The organism is Herbaspirillum sp. 1173 (genome assembly GCF_031455335.1).
GTDB classification, from domain to species: Bacteria; Pseudomonadota; Gammaproteobacteria; order Burkholderiales; family Burkholderiaceae_D; genus Herbaspirillum; species Herbaspirillum huttiense.
The window spans coordinates 606493-627138 of record NZ_JAVDSP010000003.1 but is presented as its reverse complement, the minus strand read 5'-3'; the positions used below and the strand labels follow the sequence as shown (position 1 = coordinate 627138).

Below are 20646 nucleotides of genomic sequence, written 5' to 3'. Positions count from 1 at the left end.
GCTTATGCGCTCCGGCCTGCTCGGCCCTCATCATAAAAATTCCATGCGCCAATTCTCTTTCTTCGCCTTCGGCAGGCTGCTGTCGACACTGGGCCTGTGCGGCCTGCTCCTGGTTCCCTTCTCTGGACGCGCCCAGCAGCTGGCACTGGACATCAACGAATCGGTCACCAGCATCGATGTCAGCGTCAAGGACCTGTATGGCCGGCAAGAGAGCGGCAAGGTCGTCATCACCCAGTTCAAGCCGGCCGGACCGGGGCCTTTTCCGGTGGTCATCCTCAGTCACGGACGCAGTCCCACCAATCGTCAGGATCCGCCGCGATTTCGCTTCACCAGGCAGGTGCGCTACTTCGTCTCGCGCGGCTTTGCCGTCTTCGAGCCGACCCGCATCGGCTACGGCGCCTACATGACGCAGTTCGATCCCGAGGACAGCGGCAGTTGCTCCAGCAAGGATTACGCGCCCATGGCCGAGGCCGGCAGCACCGAAATCCTGGCCGTGCTGGATTACGCCAGGCAGCAGCCGTATGTTGATGCCAAGCGTGTGCTGTTGGTGGGACAGTCGGTGGGGGGCTACCTCACGGTGGCTGCTTCCGCGCGCAATCCCGAGGGGGTAGTGGGCGCGATCAATTTTGCCGGCGGCTCCGGCGGCGATCCGGAAAAACGTCCCGGCAATCCCTGCGCCCCCCAGCTGCTGGAAGAGATGTATGCCCGCTTTGGCCATGCCGCGAAGATGCCCATGTTGTGGATCTATACCGAGAACGACCTCTACTTCGCCCCGGTCCACAGCAAGGCGTGGCACGAGGCCTTCGTCAAGGCCGGTAGCAATGCAGACTATCGGCTCCTGCCGCCCTTCGCCCAGAACGGGCATACGCTCTTTGCCCGTGGCCCCGAGATCTGGGAGCCCATTGTCGGCGAGTTTCTCGACAAGCTCGGCCTGCCGGCACTGCGTGCGGCTCAATAAGCCAGCCGATACGCCTCATTGGTCGATTCCAGCCGGCTGGCAATGACCTTGACCACATACGCATGCAGGCGCAAGGCCGTGGCCGGGTCCTCTTGCTCCAGCTGGCGCAGGCTGGCCAGCGTCAGTTGCCAGGCCAGTGTGGGGCGGTCGGTGACGACGTCGGCGGTGCGCCGCTGGCCGCGATAGAGCGCCATCTCGCCGACGATGGTGGCACTGCCGAAGGAACGCAGTCGCATGCGGCCGCCGCCCTCCAGCGGCAGCGAGATGCTGACCATTCCCTCGTCAATGAAATACATCGAATCACCCGCATCGCCTTTGCGGAACAGCAGCGTGCCAGCGGCCAGTTCCACCTTCTCCAAGCGCGCCATGAGCGACGCCATTTCGCGCGCATCAAAATGCTCGGCCAGGCTGCTGTGCAGGGCATCGCGCGATTCATTGCGCATGGCCTGTTCCAGCAGGCGGTCTTCCACCCATTCGAGGGCCAGGTCGAGATCGGCAAACTCGCGCGGTGCCGTGCCGCTGAAAGCGGCACGCGCAATCGGACGGCGGATGGGATCGGCAATGCCGGTCAGGATCAGGGTCACCTTGTATTGCTCGCACACCTGCGCCAGCTTGACGAAGCTTTGCGAGGTGGAAGCATCCAGTCCCTGCACGTGGCGGAAGTCGATGATGATGAACTGGCGCGGCGACTGCAATTGCTCGCGCACCCGATGCACGATCTGGTTGGCGCTGCCAAAGAACAGGAAACCCTGGAGGCGCATGCCGAACACGCGCTGGCCCAGCTGCTTGAGTTCCGCATGGGCGGCGGCACCGCGCTCCAGCTTGGAGTGCAGGGTGGCGCCGGTGAATTCCATCTTCACGCAGGACACCCGGCCATAGTCCAGCACGAACAGCACGCAGGCCACCACCACGCCCAGCGCCACGCCGGTGACGAAGCCATAGCAGGCCACCACCGCCACGATCAGCACGATCAGGAAATAATCCCCGCGCGCCAGACGGCGGCTGCGGACCAGCCATTCATTGAGCAGTCCGCCACCCAGGCCGATCAACAGCCCGGCCAGCACCGGCTTGGGGAAATAGCCCAGCAGCGGAATGAAGAACAGCGCGCACACCAGACACAGCACCGCCGCCAGCAGGGTGGCGACGCGATCGCGCGAGCCGAAGCGGTAATTGAGCAAGGTGCGCGAGAGCGAATGGCAGCCGACCACGCCCCCGAAGCATCCGCTGAGCATGTTGGCCAGGCCGGCACTGCGCAGTTCGCGGTTGAAATCCACTTCGCGCCGCGTGGCCAGACTCACACCGGTGGCATTGAGCAGGATCGCGAGCGTGGTCACGGCGATCAGGGCCAGCAATTCTCCATAGTGGCGCCACAGGATGTCCCAGTGCACCAGCGACCAGGAGACCTGCACCGGCAGCTGCACATGGCCCAGGCTCAGCGGCGCGAACATCCAGCCCAGCGCACGGGCCTGCGCCAGCGACAGTCCGCTGGCCGCCAGCGCGCCATAGAAGGCCGCACTGGCCAGTGCCAGCGAGACCGGCAGCGCCAGCGGATGATCGAACTTGCGTCCCGGCAGGCCCAGCATGCCGATCACCACGATGGCCACCGGCAGCAGTTCCTGCCAGTGCAGGTCGATGCCGGTGCGCAGGACATCCAGTCCCAGGGGATGTCCGGTCAGCACCGTGAAGGCACCGCTCCAGAGCAGATAGCCGGTCCCGGCGAGGAAGCCGCCGACCACCGGGAACGGCACGAACAGCACCAGGTTGCCGCGCCGCAGCGCGCCCAGCGCCATGAGCGCCAATCCGACCAGGAGGCTGCTGAGGGTGATGGCGATGGTGACCGTGGCCAGGATCTCGGCCGCAGAGAGCTGGGCGCGCTGCATGGTGGCGCTGATGCCGCCGACCATCAGCGAGAGCAGGCCGACCGAATTGGAGTCCGCCCCGCCCAGCATGAAGGGCAGCGAACTGGTGAAGCAGATCACCAGCAGGCACAGCACGCTGGTGACGAACATCAGCGGCAGCCCGGCCTGCAGCAGGGCATCGCCGCTGCCGCCAAAGATCATGACGGCATAGCTGACCGCATAGCTCACCGACACCAGCGCCACCACGCAAGCCGCCGGCAGGCTGCCCAGCCAGTGGCGTGCGCGCGCCAGCAGTGTGGATTGCGGCATCAGATGACTTTCCCCGAAGGCTGCGCGTTTGTGCGGCATGCCTGTACCCCCATCGATAAGGACCGGTCGTTGCTGCCGGTCGTTGTTGTTGTCTGGCGTGTGCCTGCGCGCCCCCGCGCGCGTTACCGGCCCGGCGCTTCGCGCTGCATGCCGCAGTCGTCGCCGTTGTTCCGGTAGTGCCAATCATGAAGCGCAATCTATCACACGAAAATGACAGGATGACAACATTGCCCCGGTTTGATGAGGGAAGTGAAGGTTTGGGCAGATATCCGCGCCGGTATTGCTGTTGCGCTCTTTCCCTCCGGAAAAAGATGAAGGGAAGCGCCGTTTTTCAGGGAGCGTCGGCGCGGCCGTTTTGCCGGAGCCACTGAACCGAGGCTTGCCCGGCCAGTTCACGCAGGCTGCGCAGGGAAGCGACTTCATCGGCGCTCAGGGCGTCGCGCTGGCGGCGCAGACCGCCGAGCTCGTGCAGCGCGGTTTCGGCCTCGATGCTGGCCAGTCCGGCCTGGCGTTGCAGCTGTCGCAGCACAGGAGCTGGCTGCTGCGACTGGACGGCGTCCAGATAGGCGCGATTGGCTTCCAGTCCGGCCGCGATGCGCTGGCGCGGCGTAGCGCCGAGATCGGGCCACAGCGCCAGCGCGGCCAGCAGGGCGGCAGCGCTGCCGATCAGGTTGTCCAGTGCGCGGGCCGAGGCGATCCCGGTGCCGGGCTGCAGCATGTCGGTCACGCAGATGAAGAGCATGGTCAGAAACACCACGAACACCGTGTAGTTCACCAGCCGCAGGGCAATTGCCAGCCCTGCCAGCAGGACCGCCACCAGCGGCAGCAGCAGCCCGTGGGCCGGGACCAGCTGCAGCAGCGTCAAGGCCAGCAGGCCGCCCAGCAGGCTGCCCAGGATGCGTTCCAGGCAGCGTGTCCAGGTCTGGCGCGCCGCGCCCTGCAACACCACGACCACCGCCATCGTCGCCCAATACGGATAGCCCAGATGAAAGGCCTCGGCCGCATAGAACACGGCGGCCACGCCGGCAGCCTGGCGTCCCCCCTGTTGCAAGCCCCGCAGCAGGCCGGCGCGCAGGCGCTTGCGGCGCGGGACCGCCGGGGCAGGCGAGGACGGCAACGAGCACGGGCCGGCGTGCGCGGCTTGCCGTGCCTGCAGCAGGCGGTCGGCTTGCGCCAGGGCGCGCAGGCAGCCGGCGATCAGGGCATCGGCTGCGGCAGCGTGCGGTCGGGCGCTGCGCGGCCGGTTGGCCTTCGCGGGGGATGTCTCCAGAACGGCGAGGGCGTGCAGCAGCACGGCGATGGCCACACGCGCAGCCCGGCGGCGCTCGCCCGGACTGGCCAATTGCTGGATGGCTGCATGCTCCAGTGCGATCAGGGTGTGGAAGAGCATTTCGCAGGCTTCCAGCCGGCGTTCCCATGCATCCGCCTCGGCCATGGGTGTGCCCGCATGGCGCTGCAGCATGGTCCGCAGGCGTTCCAGCGCCAGCCGTGTGGCGCGGCGATGTTCGCCGTGCTCACGGTGCCAGTGCTGGTCGCGGTGCTGTCCGGGCGGCGCGGCCAGCAGGGCCAGGCTCATGTCCATCATGCGCAGCAGCGCTGCACGGGCCGCCTGGCGCAGGGCAGCCTGGTCGTCGAGACGCCACGCCTGATTGATCAGCAGCCAGGCCCAAGCGGCACCGGCGCAGAAGGAGGCGGCCTGCAGCGCGGCCATCGCCGCCCCGTGCGGAAAACCAGCCGCCACCACGGCGACTACCGCCAGCAGCGTCCCCAGCAGGGTGCCGGACTCGATGGCAGCGGTCAGCGTCACCACGCCCAGCACCATCAACGGCGCGCTCAGGAGGGCCGCGTGCGGGCCCCAGGAGGCGCTCCAGGCACCGAAGAAGGCCACCGCCGTGCCTGCCACGGCAAAGCCGCCCAGCAGCCTGCGGCGTTGTGCGTGCGGCCCCGGCGCGTCGCACAGGCAGGTCCAGAAGGCCGCGAACACGGCCCATGCCAGCCAGCGCTGGCCGCTCAGCATCGCGGCTGCCAGCGGCAAGGCAATGGCCACGCCGGCGCGCGCGCCTTCCCCGGCATTGAACTGCTCCTGCAACAGCGGGAAGGAACGCAGTTCCAGCCGCCGGGCAATGCGGCGGGCATGGGCAGCGAGTGGACGGGCAGATGAACGGAGCAGGAGTCGCATGGTGAATACGGAAGTGGTCGGACCACTATGCAAAGGCATTGTGGCGTCCGAGAAGCGAATACTACAATCGACTGCAATTCCTCCCCAAGGATCCTGCAAAGTGGTCCGACCACCAAGAAAGTGAGTTGCCGATGACTGCCTCTCCCCTGGTTGATCGCCTGGCCAGCCTGATTGCCCGGCAAGCGCTGGCACCGGGCCAGAAGCTGCCATCTGAACGCACGCTGGCGGCCGAGTTCGGGGTGTCGCGTTCGTCCCTGCGCGAGGCCATTGGCGTGCTGGCCAGCCGGGGAGTGCTGGTGGCGCGTCACGGTGGCGGCACTTTCATGGCGGACGACGAGCAGGCGGCGCTGACCGACCCGATTGCCGAGGCCTTGCAGCCGCTGGCGCCACTGGCGCGCAGCGATGCCGGGTACTGGAAGGACGTGGCCGAGATCCGCTTTTCGCTGGAAGGCGATGCGGCCTATTTCGCCGCCCTGCGCGCCAGCGACGACGACAAGCGCCGCCTGCAGCAGGCCTATCTTGCAGTCTCCACTGCGCCGCTCGACGATCTGGCCGCGCAGGCGCGCACCGATGCGGCCTTCCATCTCGCCATCGCCCAGGCCTCGCGCAATGTGGTGTTGCGGCAGGTGATGTCGGGCCTGTTGCGGCTGCTGGAGATCAGCATTGCCGACACCCTGCGCCAGCTGTATCGCCTGCCGGACATCGTGGCCCAGCTGGATCAGCAGCATCGCCAGATCCTCGATGCCATCCTCGCCGGCCGCGCCGAGGAGGCGCGCCAGCATGCCAATGCGCATCTCGACTTCGTGCAGCAGCGCCTGCTGGACATCGAAGAAGCCCCCGCCCGTGCGCGGCGTGCCGCTGCCGTTTGATTTCTTTCACGTTACCAGGACCATCATGATCATCTCTTCCACCCACGATTACCGCGAAGCCGCCCGGCGTCGCTTGCCGCGTTTCCTGTTCGACTACATCGACGGCGGTGCCTACGATGAACACACGCTGGCGCGCAATTCGCTGGACCTGCGCCAGCTGGCCTTGCGTCAGCGGGTACTCAAGGAAGTGGGCGAAGTCGATCTCTCCACCACGCTGCTGGGCCAGTCGCTGGCCATGCCGCTGGCGCTGTCGCCGGTCGGCCTGACCGGGATGTATGCCCGGCGCGGGGAAGTGCAGGCGGCGCGGGCAGCGGAGAAGGCGGGCATCCCCTTCACCTTGTCGACGGTGTCGGTGTGCCCGATCGAAGAGGTGCAGCAGGCGGTGACGCGGCCGATCTGGTTCCAGCTGTATGTGCTCAAGGATCGCGGCTTCATGAAGAACGTGCTGGACCGCGCCTGGGCGGCGGGTGTGCGCACGCTGGTGTTCACGGTGGACATGCCGGTGCCGGGCGCACGCTATCGCGACCGCCATTCGGGCATGTCCGGGCCCAATGCGGCGCTGCGCCGCTATCTGCAGGCCGTCACGCATCCGCGCTGGGCGTGGGATGTGGGTTTGCTGGGACGTCCGCATGATCTCGGCAACGTCTCGGCCTATCTCAACAAGAAGACCGGACTGGAAGATTACGTAGGCTGGCTGGGGGCCAATTTCGATCCGGGCATCGGCTGGCATGACCTGCAGTGGATACGCGATTCCTGGCAGGGCAGCATGCTGTTGAAGGGCATCCTTGATCCCGAGGATGCGCGCGAGGCGGTCCGATTCGGTGCCGATGGCATCGTGGTCTCCAACCATGGTGGCCGCCAACTGGACGGCGTGCTGTCGACTGCGCGCGCCTTGCCGGAGATCGCCAGTGCGGTGAAGGGGGATCTCGCCCTGCTGGTGGATTCGGGCGTGCGTTCGGGGCTGGACGTGGTGCGGCTGTTGGCATTGGGTGCCGATACGGTGATGCTGGGGCGCGCCTTCATCTATGCACTCGCTGCCGAAGGGCAGGCTGGCGTGGAGAATGTGCTGGGTCTCTTTGCCAAGGAAATGCAGGTGGCCATGACCTTGACGGGGGCGCGCAGGATCGGCGAGATCAGTACGGACAGCCTGGTGAAGGCGGGTGCCAGCGCCCCCGTGATCTGAGCCTGAGAACCGGGGGCCGCTGCTGCTTCATGTTCGGTGGCCCTTCACATCTTCGCAATCACCAGCTCGCACTTGCGAACTGATTCCTGGCCGCGCAGCATGTCGCCCTTGAGCGCATAGATCGGTGCACCGGCGGTGATGCTACCGGTAAACCGGAATTGCCACATCCGGTCGGGATCGTTGACGCGGTAGCCGAAGCCGGTGATATCGAGCCGGTTGCTGCCGAACTGGCCGGTCAGATTTTCCGCCCGTATGGCATCGCGGCGATGCAGGGAGATCGCGACCTTGCCCACTTCCGCCTCGAAATGCGCCTGATAGGCTTGCGAGAACTCGCCGTTGTCGGCGCGTGCTTCGCAGGTCATCAAGCCGTACCAGCGTTCGCCACTGCGCACGCTGTTCGGATTGGCCGGCGCTGATGGAGCGGCCCCGGCGGGCGGAGCCATCGCGACGGGAGGCGCTGCCGGCGCAGGCAGCGCGGCCGGAGGCTGCGTCAATGCCGGGGGGGCGGGTGTGGCTGCGGTGGCCGTGTTGACCGTGCTGTTGCGCTTGGCGAGGACAGCGCGGCCGCGGGTCTCCAGATCGCGTATCCATTCGGCCGGTACTGCGAAGGAGAGATTCTGCACGGTGGCCCCGGCAATCATGGCGGTAGTGATGCCGATCAGCTCGCCCTTGTCATTGAACAGCCCGCCGCCGCTGGAGCCCGAGGAAATCGGCGCCGAGGTCTGCAGGAAACGCAGCTTGCCCTCGTTATCCAGCCGCAATGCCGAGAGCAGGCCATCGCTGATGGTCTCTTCCAGCGCGCGCGGTGCTCCCAGCGTGAAGACCTTCTGCCCGACCCGCAGGCTGCGCGCCGGAGCGATGGTGACGGCGGGTGCCTTGAGGCCTTCGGCACGGACCTGGCAGAGATCGCGCTCCGGATCCGGAAACTCCAGCTTGCCCCCCAGCGTGAGATTGCCGCGCCGCAGCTTGAAGCTGCTGGCGCGCGCCAGCACGTGGCAATTGGTGACCAGCCGTTCCGGCCCGATCACGACGGCCGAACCGGTACTGAAGATCTGTCCTTGCGCGTCCATGGCCTGCACTACCCAGATACTGGGCGAGAGCTGCTGGAACAGGGTTTCGGCATCCAGTGCGTGGGCTGGCGGCGCTGCAGCGAGCAGGGGGCCGAGCAGGCCAAGGAGCTTGGTCAGGCGGGATCTCATGGAGGTGCGTCTCAGGGGGTAGGCAGGAGGTTCTTGAGGTCGTCGATGGTGACCTGGCCATTGCGCCGCTGTTGCGCTGCCGGCAGGGGCGTGAAGACCAGGGCGGACTTGATGACGTCCTGTTCGGGGGGAGCGGGTGACTGGTCTGCGCTTTTCACGTAGGGGCCGATGAGCCGCAGGACCACTTCGGCGCTCAGCACGGCCTGGCCGGGATACTCGGCGGGCTTGCGCAGCATCTTGACCACGGCATTGCCGGAGTAGGTGATGATGGGCGTGCCGGGTGTGTAGATGTAGATCGGGGCAGCGTGGGTGGCGGTGGGCGTGAGCCGGGCCAGGGGATCGTTGCCGTCTAGCGGGTCGCTTTGCCAGGAGGTATTGGTCATCGGCGGCGCGACCGGTTTGGGGACGGGATCGCTGGGCTTGAGGATGATGAAGTGGGAGTAGCCCTGTTGCTGCGTCAGTTCTGCGCAGCGATAGATCCAGTAATGCCAGACCATGTCGCGGCTGGTTTTGCCGTTGCCGGAGAAGGTGACGCGGTACAGGTCATCGGCCAGTTTGGCATCGGTATAGCCCCCGGTCAGTCCGCGCGGCCCGTAGGCGGTGGCGCAGCCGGCCAGCATTGCCGCTGCCAGCACGATGCCGGCAACGCCCCTGAATGATGATGTCAGCATCATGTTGTTCTTTGTTGTCGTGGATGATGTGGGCCCGTTTTGGCCGGTATGAAGTTCTCATCCGGCAGGGCCTTGATTCAATGTGTGAATCTTCACATGGCGTTCTGACAAAGGGCTGACGGGGGCGCTGACGGGGAGTTTTCTTCAGAGAAAATTGAAACGAGCGCTGGCGAGGCGCTTCGCGGAAATTCGGGGATGTGAAGGAAGGGGCAAAAACAAAAAGGGCCCCAGCGAACTGGAGCCCTTCTCATGTACTGCTGAATTTCTGGTAGGCCGTGCGGGATTCGAACCTGCGACCAACGGATTAAAAGTCCGCTGCTCTACCAGCTGAGCTAACGACCCGAAAGACCGCTATTATAGGCAAACTCTATCGACGGTGTCAACACTGTGCCTTCACAAACGATCATGATCGTTCATCAAACACCATCACCGCGATGAACCCGCTTACTTGAGCGACGCCATCCTATCCTTGCCGGTCTGTGCGGCAGGGGTGTTCGGATACTTGGCGATCAACTGTTCCAGGGTCTTCTTGGCCGCTGCCTTGTCCTTCAGTTCAGCTTGCGAACTGGCGATGTTGAGCAGGGCGTCAGCGGCCTTGGGGTTGTCCGGATAATTCTTCACCACCACCTGCTGCGCAGCGATGGCACCCTTGTAGTCGCGCTGGGCGTACAGGGCATTGCCTTGCCAGTATTGCGCCGAGGCGGCGTAGCCGGATTGCGGATAGCGCTTGATGAAGTCGGCAAAGGCGTTGGCCGCTCCCTTGTAGTCGCCACCCTTGAATTGCGACAGGGCCGCATCATAGGCCTGCTGTTCGGACACGCCCACAGCCACGGTCTGGCCATCGACTTGCACCTGCTGCGGCTCCAGCTTGCGCAGGCGTGCATCCAGGTCGACGTAGAAATCCTTCTGGCGTTGCTGGGCGTTGGTAATCTCGTTGGTCAGCACCTCGATCTGGCCGCGCAGCGCCGCAATCTGGGATTGCAGGTTGTCGTTGCGGTCCGAGAGCGTCAGGACACTGTTCTTGTCAGCCTTGTTGGCGACATCACGCTGCAGGGCTTCGATCTTGGAACGAATGTCCAGGATGGCCTTGCGCGCCTCGTCATCATCAAACAGGCCGGCACGGGCGGTAAGCGGTAGGAAAGCCGTGGCGGCCAGCAAGGCCGCCACGGTTACCGATTTCAGTTTGAAAGCGGTATGCATGTCGATTATTGGTAAGCGATGTCAGCGCGACGGTTCTCGGCGTAGGACGCTTCATCCTGGCCCAGTGCCTTGGGCTTTTCCTTGCCGAAGGAAACCGCTTCCACTTGTGCATCCGACACGCCCAGCAGGACCAGTGCCTTGCGGACGGCTTCTGCACGCTTCTGACCCAGGGCCAGGTTGTACTCGGCGCCACCGCGATCATCGGTGTTGCCCTGGATGATCACCTTGCGGTCCTTGTGGGCCACCAGGTACTTGGCGTGGTTTTCGATGACGGTACGGTATTCCGGCTTGACAGTGTAGCTGTCGTAGTCGAAGTACACGCTACGCTTGGCCAGCACGCCTTGCGGGTCGTTCAGCGGATCAACCGAACCGGCGTTGACGGTGCCGACGGCACGGGTGTCAGCGGCGCCGTTGCTGGCACCGTTCTGCACGGGAGCGTTGGCCTTGTCGTCCAGCTTGGTCGACGAGCAGGCGGCCAGCAGAACAGCGCTGGAGACGATGAGGGCGAAGGTACTGATAGTGCGCATTTTGGATTTCTCCTTGTCGTGATGAAAGCAATATTGGATTTCTTTATTTCATGAACGGACCCCAGGTCGGTTCCCTGATATCACCGGCCTGCGTCGTCAGACGCTGTTTGATTCGGCCATCGACGGAAACGACGGCCAGGGATCCGCGACGACCAGCTTCCGTCGCGTACATGATGTATTTGCCATTGGGCGCAAAGCTGGGCGACTGGTCGCGGCTGCCATCGGAGAGGCGAATCTCCTGGCCATTGGTCAGGTCCAGTGCATACAGCTGGAACAGACCGTCGCGACGCGAGATGAAGGCCAGCGTCTTGCCATCCGGCGAAATGCGCGGGCTGATGTTGTAGCTGCCATTGAAGGTGACGCGCTGGGGCGAGCCACCATCCAGGCCCACCTTGTACACCTGCGGGCCGCCGCTGCGGTCGCTGGTGAAGTAGACGCTACCGCCATCAGGCGAAAACTGCGGTTCGGTATCGATGCCGGCACTGTTGGTCAGGCGGCGCAGGCCCGAACCGTCGGCATTGATCACATAGACCTGGGTCAGGCCATCGCGCGTCAAGGCCACGGCCAGGCGCGAGCCATCCGGCGACCAGGCCGGGGCCGAGTTGCTGCCCTTGAAGTTGGCCACGATGGAGCGCTGGCGGGTCACCAGGTTCTGGATGTAGACCACCGGCTTCTTCATCTCGAAGGAGACGTAGGCAACCTTGGTGCCATCCGGCGACCAGGACGGCGAAATGATCGGCTCATTGGAGCGCAATGCCACCTGCGTGCCTTCCCCATCGGCATCGGCCACTTCCAGGCGGTATTCGTTGCCGGACTTGGTCACATAGGAGATGCGGGTGGAGAAGATGCCCGGGATGCCGGTCAGCTTCTGGTAGATGTCGTCGGCGATCTTGTGCGCGGTCAGGCGCAGCAGTTGCGGCTGGGCACCGATGGACAGGGCCGAGAGCTGGCTCGACTGCACCGTGTCGAACAGGCGATAACGCACATCGAAACGGCCATCGGCCAGGCGCGTGACGCTGCCCACGGCCAGCGCATTGGCCCCGCGCTTCTGCCAGTCGGCATAGTTGATGGCCGAGGAATCCGAGAGCGCATCGCTGTTGTCGATCAGCTTGAAGATGCCGCTGCGGGCCAGGTCGGCCTTGACCACCGAGGTGATCTGCTGCGGAGCGGATTCTTCACCCGGGAAGGCGGCGATGGCCACCGGGATCTGCGAGGCACCCACGCCGGTGATCTCGAAGCGGATCTGCGCCTGCGAGGCCGGGGCGAAGGACAGGCCGGCCACGGCCACCATGGCAGTGGCCATGCGGGTCAGGGACAGGGTCAGGTAACGGGCTTTAATCATCGTTTACTGATCTTTCGGATAATGGGTGAATGTGAAGCTGGACGGCACCTTGCCATCCGTATCGGCCGGGAAGGGCTGGGACTTCATGACGGCAGTCCGCACGGCATCGTCGAAGCCAGGGACACCTGAAGGCTTGTTCACACGCACGCTGCGTACCGTCCCGTCCGGGAACAATTCGACAGTGTACTCCCCGGCAGGGTTTCCGCTGACGCCGCTATTGTCGAAGACCGTGTTGCTGCGGATCTTGGCGCGCAACTTGTTGGCGTAGCTGGGGCTACCCTTCGGACCTTGCGACTTCTCGGCCGTACCGGTCCCACCGGTGGCACTGGTGGCCTGGCCCATCATGCGTTTCAGGTCTTCCTGGCGACGCTGTTCAGCCGCCTTGGCGTCGGCCGCGGCTTGCTGCTGCTTCTTCTTGTCGGCAGCCTGCTTCTCGGCGTCGGCCTTCTTCTTGGCTTCTTCTTCCTTCTGCTTGTCTTCCTTCAGCTTCTTCTGCTTCTCGGCTTCCAGCTTTTCCTTCTTCTCGCGTTCAGCCTTGTCCTTCTCGGCCTGTTCCTTCTTCTCGCGCTCGGCCTTTTCCTTCTCTGCCTTGAGCTTGTCGGCCTTCTCCTGTTTCTCCTGCTCTTCCTTGCGCTTCTTTTCCTTCTCTTTTTGCAGGGCGATATCGGGCTTGTCGAGCTTGGGCTCGTCGATCACCTTGGGGGCGACGGTCTTGGGCTCGATCACGGGCTGCGGCTTGGGCGGCTCGACCACCGGATCAGGTTCGGGCTGCGGCTGTGGCGGCGTGGGCAGGGGCGCGGCTTCCTTGTACTGCGGATCCCAGATCTCGGCTTCCACCGTCAGCGGTGTTTCGCTCTGCCAGCGGATGCCGATCCAGAAGAACAGGAACAAGGCCACGTGCATCACCAGCGCCAGCGTGATGGCGCGCCAGCGGCCGGGTGGCTTGGGGATGGTGTAGTGTGCGTTATCGCTCATATCACTCGGCTGTGCGCTTACTTGGTGGCCAGGCCGACCCGCGCGATTCCCTGTTTCTTGGCTTCCGAGATGACTTGCACCACGTCGTCGTACTTGATTTCCTTGTCGGCCGAAATCATCACCGCCAGGTCCGGATTGTCCTCATGCAGCTTGCGCAGGCGTTCCGACAGGTCGGTCTTGCCAGTCACGGTCTCGGCCTTCTTGCCGCCGCTCTTGGGGCCGTTGATGCGAATGGTGGCCTGGGCGTTGGGCTTCAGGGCGATCTCGATGTAATCCGACGGCGGCTGCGTGGACTTGCCCGCCGTGGGCAGGTTGATCACGCTGGGATTGGTGATGGGCGTGGCCACCATGAAGATGATGAGCAGCACCAGCATCACGTCGATGTAGGGCACGACGTTGATCTCGGACTTGAACTTGCGGGGACGGCCCCCGCGCATCGATGAGCCAGCCATTAGCGTGCCTGACGTTGCAAGATGTTGGAGAACTCTTCGATGAAGCTCTCGAAGCGGATCGCCAGACGGTCGATGTCGTGCGAATAGCGGTTGTAGGCCACCACCGCCGGAATGGCCGCGAACAGGCCGATGGCCGTGGCGATCAGGGCTTCGGCAATGCCGGGCGCCACTGCAGCCAGGGTGGCCTGCTGCACGTTGGCCAGGCCACGGAAGGCGTTCATGATGCCCCACACGGTGCCGAACAGGCCCACATACGGGGACACCGAACCGACCGAGGCCAGGAAGGCCAGGTGCGATTCCAGCGCATCCATCTCGCGCTGGTAGGCGGCGCGCATGGCGCGGCGGGCACCGTCGAGCAGCAGGCCGGGTTCGACGGCACCGCCACGCGCGGCGACCGATGCCTTGGCCTTGGTGAATTCACCCATGCCAGCCTGGAAGATGCGCTCCAGCGCGCCACCGGCACCGGCCTTGCGGCGGTTGGACAGGGCATCCTGGTACAGCGCCGACAGGTTGCCGCCGGACCAGAAGACGCGTTCGAATTCCTCGGTCTGCACACGGGCCGAGCGGATGGTGAACATCTTGCGGAAGATGTAGGTCCAGCTGATGATCGAGGCCGACAGCAGCAGCAACATCACGAGTTGCACCAGGACGGACGCGTTGGCGATCAGTGAAATGAAGGACAGGTCTTGTGTGACGTTCATGGGGAAGTGTGGCGGCTTGAAGGCGGCGTTGGGGTGAGGAGGCTAGGTTAAAAATCTGTTGTTTTGTGTGATCGTTCAGTGAGGCGGTGACGCTATATGAAACGGTACGAAACAAAAGACGGCAAATGTGCAGAGAAGTTTTCCACGGCGCAGATTGTCCCAACCGACGGGAATGTGTCGCCACAAGGCGACAGTCCCAGCACCATAAAGGCCCGGATGAGCTTTTCCGTTGACATCATGTTGTCTTCTTGATGCGATTCAGCAATTCGTCAGGAATCGGACGCGGCCGGAAAGTGGCCTGATCCACGCAGACTACGGTGATGCTGCCTCGTGCCAGCAGACGCGGTGCGCTGCCATCGGGGCCTGCGCTACCTGAGCCGTCCCCCGACGGCAGGCACCAGGCCTCCTGAATGAATTGCATGGAGGCATTTCGAATTTTTTCGACCACGACGGTCAGGCGGAGTTCATCGTCCAGGCGGGCGGGCGAGAGATAGTCGACGCTGGTGTTCTTGACGACGAAGATGGCACCGGTGGTTTCGGCCAGGTGCTGTTGCTGGAAACCGAAGGAGCGCAGCCATTCGGTGCGGGCGCGCTCAAAGAACTTCAGGTAGTTGGCGTAGAAAACCACGCCTCCGGTGTCAGTATCTTCGTAATAGACCCGGATCTTCCAGTCGAATGGACTACTGGCGGCACTCATATGCTTCTTGTTATTGGGAAATCTGCTGTGGCAGGGGAGAAAGAATCAGGAAATCAGGAAAAGTGAACCAGGAAATCCATCGCAATCCGCGATGATGCCGTCAGGCAAGCGAACGAATTGACGGCTGCTCGCTGCCTGTAGAACTTGTCCATCAGCCAAGGTCGGGCGAGGATGGCGTTCTTGCGGTGCCAGGGCACCTTCGGCAAAAACGCCATTCTACTCCATCCCTTACTGTTTGCGCTTGATGTTGAAGGGGCTGAAGCCCTGGCAGGTCGGCATCAGTTCCATGTAATTGATGTTCACATGGGCGGGCATGGTGGCGACCCAGAAGGCGGCTTCCGCGATGTCTTCAGCCGTCAGCGGGGTCGTTCCTTCATAGACCTTCGCCGCCGCGCCATCGTCGCCCTTGAAGCGCACGTTGGAGAACTCGGTGCCGCCGCACAGGCCGGGCGCCAGGTTGGTGGCGCGCACCCCGGTACCGACCAGGTCGGCGCGCAGGTTCAGGGTGAACTGGTCAACGAAGGCCTTGGTGGCACCGTAGACGTTGCCGCCCGGATAGGGATAGGCACCGGCCACCGAGCCCAGGTTGATGATGGTGCCGCTGCCGCGCTTGACCATCTCCGGCAGCAGGGCGTGGGTGATGGTGACCAGGCCCTTGACGTTGGTGTCGATCATGGTTTCCCAGTCCGACAGCGCCACTTCGTGGGCCGGGCCCAGGCCCAGCGCCAGGCCGGCGTTGTTGACCAGCACGTCGACCTGCTTCCACTCGCCCGACAGGCTCTCCAGGCCGGCGTTGATCGATTCCTTGCTGGTCACGTCCAGCACCAGGGGCAGCACCTTGTCGGCACCCAGTTCCTTGACCAGGTCATCCAGGCGCTCCTTGCGGCGACCGGCCGCGATCACCTTGTGACCGTTGCCGGCAAATTTGCGCGCCATGGCGGCACCGAAGCCTGCGGTTGCTCCTGTAATCAACACGACCATCTCTTGATTCTCCTGTTGTGTGGCGATGAGACCGGCGCCGGCCAGTGAAACTGGATAAAGCTTCACACCGGCGTTCCGGAAGTAAAAACGAAAGAAGCGAAATTGTAGCCCAAAGCCGCTTTTTACGAGGATGGGCTCGCTTTTTTCGGGTTTTTTCCAGTTTTTCTTTCATATCGGCTCGGGAGCGGGGCTGTTGCGCGGCCACCATGGTTCTTGCCCAAATCGCCCCGTTTCACTACAATGCGCTCACCATTTCGTCTCACGTGACTGGCGAAACGCCGGGTAAAACCGGCCAAGATGGGGATCCATCGGGAAGCGTGAGATTTCAACAGCCGTGCGCCTGGGCAGCCGAATGGACAGTACGACTGAGGCTGCCCGCAATCCCATTCCATTTTTCCGGCCCTCATTCGATTTCGGAAGTCGAGCCCCCGGCATGTCCGCATGCTGCCGGTGACGCGATCTTCGGCCCCAGCTCATCAATTTGGAGAAAAGCCATGTTTGACAAGAACCAGACTCTCGCGAAAGTCGATCCCGACCTGTGGTCTGCCATCCAGAAGGAAAACACCCGCCAGCAGGATCACATCGAGCTGATCGCGTCTGAAAACTACACCTCGCCGGCCGTGATGGAAGCGCAAGGTTCGCAGCTGACCAACAAGTACGCCGAAGGCTATCCGGGCAAGCGCTACTACGGTGGCTGTGAATTCGTGGACGTGGCCGAGCAGCTGGCCATCGACCGCCTGAAGGCCCTGTTCGGCGCCGAAGCCGCCAACGTGCAACCCAACTCCGGTTCCCAGGCCAACCAGGGCGTGTTCTTCGCCATGTTGAAGCCGGGCGACACCATCATGGGCATGTCGCTGGCAGAAGGCGGCCACCTGACCCACGGCATGGCACTGAACATGTCGGGCAAGTGGTTCAACGTGGTCTCCTACGGCCTGAACGAAAAGGAAGAAATCGACTACGACGCCATGGAACGCCTGGCCCGTGAGAAGAAGCCCAAGCTGATCATCGCTGGCGCTTCGGCTTACTCGCTGCGCATCGATTTCGAGCGCTTCGCCAAGATCGCCAAGGAAGTCGGTGCCTACTTCATGGTGGACATGGCCCACTACGCCGGCCTGATCGCCGCAGGCGTGTACCCGAACCCGGTGCCCTTCGCCGACTTCGTCACCTCGACCACCCACAAGTCCCTGCGCGGTCCGCGCGGTGGCGTGATCCTGATGAAGGCCGAGCATGAGAAGGCCATCAACTCGGCCATCTTCCCCGGTATCCAGGGCGGCCCGCTGATGCACGTCATCGCGGCCAAGGCCGTGGCCTTCAAGGAAGCGGCTTCGCCGGAATTCAAGGCGTATCAGCAGCAAGTGGTGAAGAACGCTGACGTGCTGGCCAAGACCCTGATCAAGCGCGGCCTGCGCATCGTCTCGGGCGGCACCGAGTCGCACGTGATGCTGGTGGACCTGCGTCCCAAGGGCCTGACCGGCAAGGAAGCCGAAGCCATCCTGGGTTCGGCCCACATGACCTGCAACAAGAACGGCATCCCCAACGATCCGGAAAAGCCATTCGTGACCTCCGGCATCCGCCTGGGCAGCCCGGCCATGACCACCCGTGGTTTCAAGGAAGCCGAAGCTGAAAAGGTCGGCAACCTGATCGCCGACGTGCTGGACAACCCGCACGATGCCGCCACCATCGAGCGCGTCAAGGCCGAAGTGAAGAAGCTGACCGAGGCCTTCCCGGTCTACGGCTGATTGACGACGGAAATGCCGGCCCGTTGGGGGCCGGCGTGAAGTTTTCTGCCAAAAAGCGGAAACTGCACCTGTCGTAGAAGATGTTCCGGACGGCGCCCGTTACTGCGGGCGCCGTCGCTTATTTGGACCGGCCGGTTTGCCCTCGCATACGATGGCCGGGCCGGCCTGGGGATGCAACACTGTGGTGCTGGCCATGGCGTGGCCGGCGCGTCATCGAAGTACCGGGCCCCGGCCCTCATTGTCCAGCTCAATCCAACTACTGCCTCACTGCCACCATGAAGTGCCCATTCTGCAATCACGAAGATACCCCGGTGCTGGATACGCGCCTGTCCGAGGACGGCCATTCCATTCGCCGCCGCCGCCGCTGCGGCAATTGCGACAAGCGCTTCACGACTTACGAGCGCATCGAGCTGACCATGCCGGTGATCGTCAAGAAGAATGGCAGCCGTACCGACTTTGATCCGGCCAAGCTGCGCGGCAGCCTGATGCTGGCACTGCGCAAGCGCCCGGTATCGGCCGAGGCGGTCGATATGGCCATCCAGAGCATCCAGGACAAGCTGCTGCAAAGCGGCGAGCGGGAAGTGATGTCGGGGCAGGTCGGGGAGCTGGTGATGCGCGAACTGAAGCGTCTGGACAAGATAGCCTATATCCGCTTTGCCTCGGTCTACAAGAGCTTCGAGGATGTGACCGAATTCCAGGATGTGATCGATGAAGTGGGACTGGAGCGCAAGGGCGCGAAGAAACGCGAGAGCTGAGTGGGGCGAAGAGGGGGCGGCGCTGCTTGGTCCTCCGTCACGCCAGCAAACAGGCGTAACAAAGAGGCATTACAAACAGGCATAAAAAAACGGCTGCGAATGCAGCCGTTTTTCTTCAATCCAAGTCCCGCCTGTGCCGCTGTGCCGGCATCCTGAACCTGACGGTTCAAGTTGGCTGCGGTAGTTCAATTTCGGGTTCATCGGACTAGCGACGCTCACGCCCATCAAACGATCCCACAGCCTATGCTCGTAAATGGTTCAAGGAATATATGGCAATCGCGAACACGGCAGGAGTACGAAGTCTAACCGATTCATCTTCGTCCTCCAAGACCTTCCTCAAAAATAAGTCGACGATTTTGTAACCGGATTTTCTTCAGGGGAAGTGCTTGCTCCGGGAAAGCAAAATGGCTGCGCAAGGCAGCCATTTTCTCAAGCATGCGTAAAGAATTTCCGCGTGTCAGCATGGCGCTGACAGCGCACTCAAAACAGTTTTTCCTGCGGGGCCAGCGCCTGGTCCACCACTTCGGTGATGGCGGCAATCTGCTGCTGCCATTGCGCAATGGTCAGGCCGGCGAAGGGACCTTCAGCACGTTGCATGCTCAGCAACTCGGCAGCGATGCCCAGTCCGGCCATCACGGCGATGCGGTCGGTGCCCTTGATGCGGCCGGCGTCGCGGATGGCGCGCATCTTCTGGTCGAGATAGGCCACGGCATGATGCAGCGCGGCCTGTTCGCCTTCCTGGCAGGCCAGCGTATAGGACTGGCCCATGATCATGGCATTGATCTGGATGGTGGTCATGCGGCCTCCTCACCGGCGGCAGCCGCTTCTTCTTCCACTTCGGCCACGGGCAGTTGCGCCAGCACGGCGGAGACGCGCTGGTAAGCCTGGTCCACGCGGGAGGCGAGGGTGGTGTTGTCTTCGGAGAGCAGTTTGACTTTCCGGCGCAGCTCGGCATTTTCTTCGCGCAGGCCTTGTGCCAGCTTGGCGAGCTGAGTGACTTTTTCAGCCAGTTGCAGGAATTCGGAACTCATGTGTTGATTTGTTCGCAGGGATGGGATGACGCCGGCCGGCGTCAACGTATGTCAGAGATGTTCAGGACCACAACGTCTCAATCGCACAATTATAAGCGCATTGCCACGCCACCTGAACAAGAACGGCCGCACGGAGCGGCCGGATGGGTTTGGTCAGCGGTCAGTGCCTTTGGTTCCCCTGCGCCAGGCGGATCGCCTATTCGCTGCGCCGCGTCGCCTGGCCGTGCATGCGCATGTAGCCCTGTTGCAGGACGAAATTGTCGAAGGCCGTCAGCAGCGGATGATATTTCTCGCTGTTGCGTTCCAGCTGCATGAGCGCGTAGCCGGTTGCTTCCAGCGTGGCCAGCTGTTCGGGCTTGTGCGACTTGCGGATGGTGTAGCGCGAGGTCGGGGTATCGATCAGCATCATGCGCGGCAGGGTTTGCAGGATCGGGTTTTCGAACAGCATCTTGCGGCTCTTGCGCCAGGTACCGTCGATGATCACCAGGCGCACGCGCTTGAGCGTCTCCTGCTTGTCCACCATCATGGTGCGCGCATCGAAGTAGCGGGTCTCGGGCGTGCAGACATCGTCCGTGTACAACAGCACCGGATGCACCGGTTCGGTCGAAGAGACGCCGCGCAGGCGGGACGGAGCGTGCATCATTGCGTGCAGTTCCTCGGCATCAAACACCGAGCCGACCACCAGCTTGCTGTACGGCAGGCTCAGGTGCAGCAGCCGCACGCTGTTTTTGGCATTGCTCACTTCCAGCGGATGCTGAAGGATCAGCACATCGACGGCATGATCGATGGGAGAGGTCCAGTGGCAGATGCAAGCCGTCAGTGCGCGTTGGCAGATGGGGCAGAGCAGTCTGCGGGCCAATTGTTGATCGTGGTTGGAAACCAAAATGTTCAGCCTTCTGTAGTTAGCGATGGTCATCCGGCGCAACGGGAAGCCGGTGAACCAGCGTGCGCCGCGCGATCCTTCATGAACCCGTTCACCGTGGGCCGTAGATTGGACTCAGTACTGCTCTCCGTCAATC

20 protein-coding genes, 1 tRNA gene, 1 other RNA gene and 1 riboswitch are annotated in these 20646 nt (G+C 63.3%); of the genes, 5 read left to right on the top strand and 17 right to left on the bottom strand.

Features of this window, described 5'->3' with window-relative positions; translation table 11 throughout:
• Positions 1-43: 43 nt before the first annotated feature.
• Complete coding sequence (locus tag J2X56_RS14590; RefSeq protein WP_310160659.1) at positions 44-958, top strand: alpha/beta fold hydrolase; 915 nt, start codon at positions 44-46, stop codon at positions 956-958.
• Here the strand turns inward: J2X56_RS14590 and J2X56_RS14585 are convergent.
• Both J2X56_RS14585 and J2X56_RS14580 read right to left on the bottom strand, forming a co-directional pair.
• Positions 952-3126: an SLC26A/SulP transporter family protein gene (locus tag J2X56_RS14585; RefSeq protein WP_166675531.1), complete on the bottom strand. Its 2175-nt coding sequence runs from the start codon at positions 3124-3126 to the stop codon at positions 952-954. The genes J2X56_RS14590 and J2X56_RS14585 overlap by 7 nt on opposite strands.
• Before the next feature lie 331 nt (positions 3127-3457).
• Positions 3458-5305: an FUSC family protein gene (locus J2X56_RS14580; protein WP_310160658.1), complete on the bottom strand. Its 1848-nt coding sequence runs from the start codon at positions 5303-5305 to the stop codon at positions 3458-3460.
• Positions 5306-5436: 131 nt separating this feature from the next.
• Between J2X56_RS14580 and J2X56_RS14575 the strand changes: the two genes are divergently transcribed.
• Entirely contained in the window at positions 5437-6174 is a 738-nt protein-coding gene (locus tag J2X56_RS14575; RefSeq protein ID WP_034333759.1) for an FCD domain-containing protein, read from the top strand.
• A gap of 25 nt (positions 6175-6199) precedes the next feature.
• Positions 6200-7357 carry an FMN-dependent L-lactate dehydrogenase LldD gene (gene lldD, locus J2X56_RS14570; protein WP_134221639.1) on the top strand — a complete coding sequence of 386 codons (1158 nt, stop codon included), beginning with the start codon at positions 6200-6202 and terminating at the stop codon, positions 7355-7357.
• A gap of 44 nt (positions 7358-7401) precedes the next feature.
• On the opposite strand, the gene J2X56_RS14565 is transcribed toward lldD, so the two are convergent.
• The 11 genes from J2X56_RS14565 to J2X56_RS14515 all read right to left on the bottom strand — a co-directional run bounded on the left by J2X56_RS14565 (position 7402) and on the right by J2X56_RS14515 (position 16102).
• The gene (locus J2X56_RS14565) at positions 7402-8556 is read right to left on the bottom strand and encodes a S1C family serine protease (RefSeq protein ID WP_204725049.1); all 1155 of its coding nucleotides are present in this window, start codon (positions 8554-8556) and stop codon (positions 7402-7404) included.
• An 11-nt stretch (positions 8557-8567) separates the two neighbouring features.
• Positions 8568-9227 (bottom strand): CC0125/CC1285 family lipoprotein, encoded by a 660-nt coding sequence (locus J2X56_RS14560; RefSeq protein WP_310160657.1) that lies wholly within the window; start codon positions 9225-9227, stop codon positions 8568-8570.
• A 266-nt stretch (positions 9228-9493) separates the two neighbouring features.
• Positions 9494-9569: transfer RNA gene (locus J2X56_RS14555), tRNA-Lys, on the bottom strand.
• Positions 9570-9671: 102 nt separating this feature from the next.
• A complete protein-coding gene (gene ybgF / locus J2X56_RS14550; protein ID WP_121037855.1) occupies positions 9672-10427 on the bottom strand; it encodes a tol-pal system protein YbgF in 756 nt (251 codons plus the stop codon).
• Positions 10428-10432: 5 nt separating this feature from the next.
• On the bottom strand, positions 10433-10954 hold the full coding sequence (gene pal, locus J2X56_RS14545; RefSeq protein WP_039788992.1) for a peptidoglycan-associated lipoprotein Pal: 522 nt from the start codon (positions 10952-10954) through the stop codon (positions 10433-10435).
• A 43-nt stretch (positions 10955-10997) separates the two neighbouring features.
• Positions 10998-12296, bottom strand: coding sequence for a Tol-Pal system beta propeller repeat protein TolB (gene tolB, locus J2X56_RS14540; protein ID WP_134134598.1), 1299 nt, complete (start codon positions 12294-12296; stop codon positions 10998-11000).
• Positions 12297-12299: 3 nt separating this feature from the next.
• The gene (gene tolA, locus J2X56_RS14535; protein WP_134134600.1) at positions 12300-13271 is read right to left on the bottom strand and encodes a cell envelope integrity protein TolA; all 972 of its coding nucleotides are present in this window, start codon (positions 13269-13271) and stop codon (positions 12300-12302) included.
• Positions 13272-13288: 17 nt separating this feature from the next.
• Complete coding sequence (locus J2X56_RS14530; RefSeq protein ID WP_039788988.1) at positions 13289-13723, bottom strand: biopolymer transporter ExbD; 435 nt, start codon at positions 13721-13723, stop codon at positions 13289-13291.
• The gene (tolQ, locus tag J2X56_RS14525; protein WP_034335154.1) at positions 13723-14424 is read right to left on the bottom strand and encodes a protein TolQ; all 702 of its coding nucleotides are present in this window, start codon (positions 14422-14424) and stop codon (positions 13723-13725) included. The genes J2X56_RS14530 and tolQ overlap by 1 nt, the downstream gene beginning before the upstream one ends.
• 235 nt (positions 14425-14659) lie before the next feature.
• Complete coding sequence (gene ybgC / locus J2X56_RS14520) at positions 14660-15121, bottom strand: tol-pal system-associated acyl-CoA thioesterase (protein WP_121037864.1); 462 nt, start codon at positions 15119-15121, stop codon at positions 14660-14662.
• Positions 15122-15349: 228 nt separating this feature from the next.
• Positions 15350-16102 carry an SDR family oxidoreductase gene (locus tag J2X56_RS14515; protein ID WP_121037866.1) on the bottom strand — a complete coding sequence of 251 codons (753 nt, stop codon included), beginning with the start codon at positions 16100-16102 and terminating at the stop codon, positions 15350-15352.
• Between the two features lie 253 nt (positions 16103-16355).
• Positions 16356-16455, top strand: a riboswitch (ZMP/ZTP riboswitch).
• Between the two features lie 141 nt (positions 16456-16596).
• Between J2X56_RS14515 and glyA the strand changes: the two genes are divergently transcribed.
• On the top strand, positions 16597-17841 hold the full coding sequence (glyA, locus tag J2X56_RS14510; protein ID WP_008326559.1) for a serine hydroxymethyltransferase: 1245 nt from the start codon (positions 16597-16599) through the stop codon (positions 17839-17841).
• A gap of 275 nt (positions 17842-18116) precedes the next feature.
• Positions 18117-18596 carry a transcriptional regulator NrdR gene (nrdR, locus tag J2X56_RS14505; RefSeq protein ID WP_121037869.1) on the top strand — a complete coding sequence of 160 codons (480 nt, stop codon included), beginning with the start codon at positions 18117-18119 and terminating at the stop codon, positions 18594-18596.
• 120 nt (positions 18597-18716) lie between these two features.
• Here the strand turns inward: nrdR and ssrS are convergent.
• The 4 genes from ssrS to J2X56_RS14485 form a co-directional block, all read right to left on the bottom strand.
• A non-coding RNA gene (gene ssrS, locus J2X56_RS14500) (6S RNA) lies at positions 18717-18893 on the bottom strand.
• A gap of 183 nt (positions 18894-19076) precedes the next feature.
• Positions 19077-19394, bottom strand: coding sequence for a cell division protein ZapA (locus J2X56_RS14495; protein WP_121037871.1), 318 nt, complete (start codon positions 19392-19394; stop codon positions 19077-19079).
• Positions 19391-19627, bottom strand: a complete 237-nt coding sequence (locus J2X56_RS14490; protein ID WP_034330350.1) for a hypothetical protein — start codon at positions 19625-19627, stop codon at positions 19391-19393. Before J2X56_RS14490 ends, J2X56_RS14495 begins: the two co-directional genes overlap by 4 nt.
• Before the next feature lie 196 nt (positions 19628-19823).
• On the bottom strand, positions 19824-20510 hold the full coding sequence (locus tag J2X56_RS14485) for a tRNA-uridine aminocarboxypropyltransferase (protein WP_039789792.1): 687 nt from the start codon (positions 20508-20510) through the stop codon (positions 19824-19826).
• Positions 20511-20646: the final 136 nt, after the last annotated feature.

Coding starts and splice junctions, on each gene's coding strand:
- J2X56_RS14585 (WP_166675531.1), bottom strand. CDS start 3,126: ATGCCGCAATCCACACTGCTGGCGCGCGCACGCCACTGGCTGGGCAGC.
- ybgF (WP_121037855.1), bottom strand. CDS start 10,427: ATGCATACCGCTTTCAAACTGAAATCGGTAACCGTGGCGGCCTTGCTG.
- tolA (WP_134134600.1), bottom strand. CDS start 13,271: ATGAGCGATAACGCACACTACACCATCCCCAAGCCACCCGGCCGCTGG.
- nrdR (WP_121037869.1), top strand. CDS start 18,117: ATGAAGTGCCCATTCTGCAATCACGAAGATACCCCGGTGCTGGATACG.
- J2X56_RS14575 (WP_034333759.1), top strand. CDS start 5,437: ATGACTGCCTCTCCCCTGGTTGATCGCCTGGCCAGCCTGATTGCCCGG.
- tolB (WP_134134598.1), bottom strand. CDS start 12,296: ATGATTAAAGCCCGTTACCTGACCCTGTCCCTGACCCGCATGGCCACT.
- J2X56_RS14495 (WP_121037871.1), bottom strand. CDS start 19,394: ATGACCACCATCCAGATCAATGCCATGATCATGGGCCAGTCCTATACG.
- J2X56_RS14565 (WP_204725049.1), bottom strand. CDS start 8,556: ATGAGATCCCGCCTGACCAAGCTCCTTGGCCTGCTCGGCCCCCTGCTC.
- glyA (WP_008326559.1), top strand. CDS start 16,597: ATGTTTGACAAGAACCAGACTCTCGCGAAAGTCGATCCCGACCTGTGG.
- tolQ (WP_034335154.1), bottom strand. CDS start 14,424: ATGAACGTCACACAAGACCTGTCCTTCATTTCACTGATCGCCAACGCG.
- J2X56_RS14490 (WP_034330350.1), bottom strand. CDS start 19,627: ATGAGTTCCGAATTCCTGCAACTGGCTGAAAAAGTCACTCAGCTCGCC.
- lldD (WP_134221639.1), top strand. CDS start 6,200: ATGATCATCTCTTCCACCCACGATTACCGCGAAGCCGCCCGGCGTCGC.
- J2X56_RS14580 (WP_310160658.1), bottom strand. CDS start 5,305: ATGCGACTCCTGCTCCGTTCATCTGCCCGTCCACTCGCTGCCCATGCC.
- J2X56_RS14560 (WP_310160657.1), bottom strand. CDS start 9,227: ATGCTGACATCATCATTCAGGGGCGTTGCCGGCATCGTGCTGGCAGCG.
- J2X56_RS14590 (WP_310160659.1), top strand. CDS start 44: ATGCGCCAATTCTCTTTCTTCGCCTTCGGCAGGCTGCTGTCGACACTG.
- pal (WP_039788992.1), bottom strand. CDS start 10,954: ATGCGCACTATCAGTACCTTCGCCCTCATCGTCTCCAGCGCTGTTCTG.
- ybgC (WP_121037864.1), bottom strand. CDS start 15,121: ATGAGTGCCGCCAGTAGTCCATTCGACTGGAAGATCCGGGTCTATTAC.
- J2X56_RS14530 (WP_039788988.1), bottom strand. CDS start 13,723: ATGGCTGGCTCATCGATGCGCGGGGGCCGTCCCCGCAAGTTCAAGTCC.
- J2X56_RS14515 (WP_121037866.1), bottom strand. CDS start 16,102: ATGGTCGTGTTGATTACAGGAGCAACCGCAGGCTTCGGTGCCGCCATG.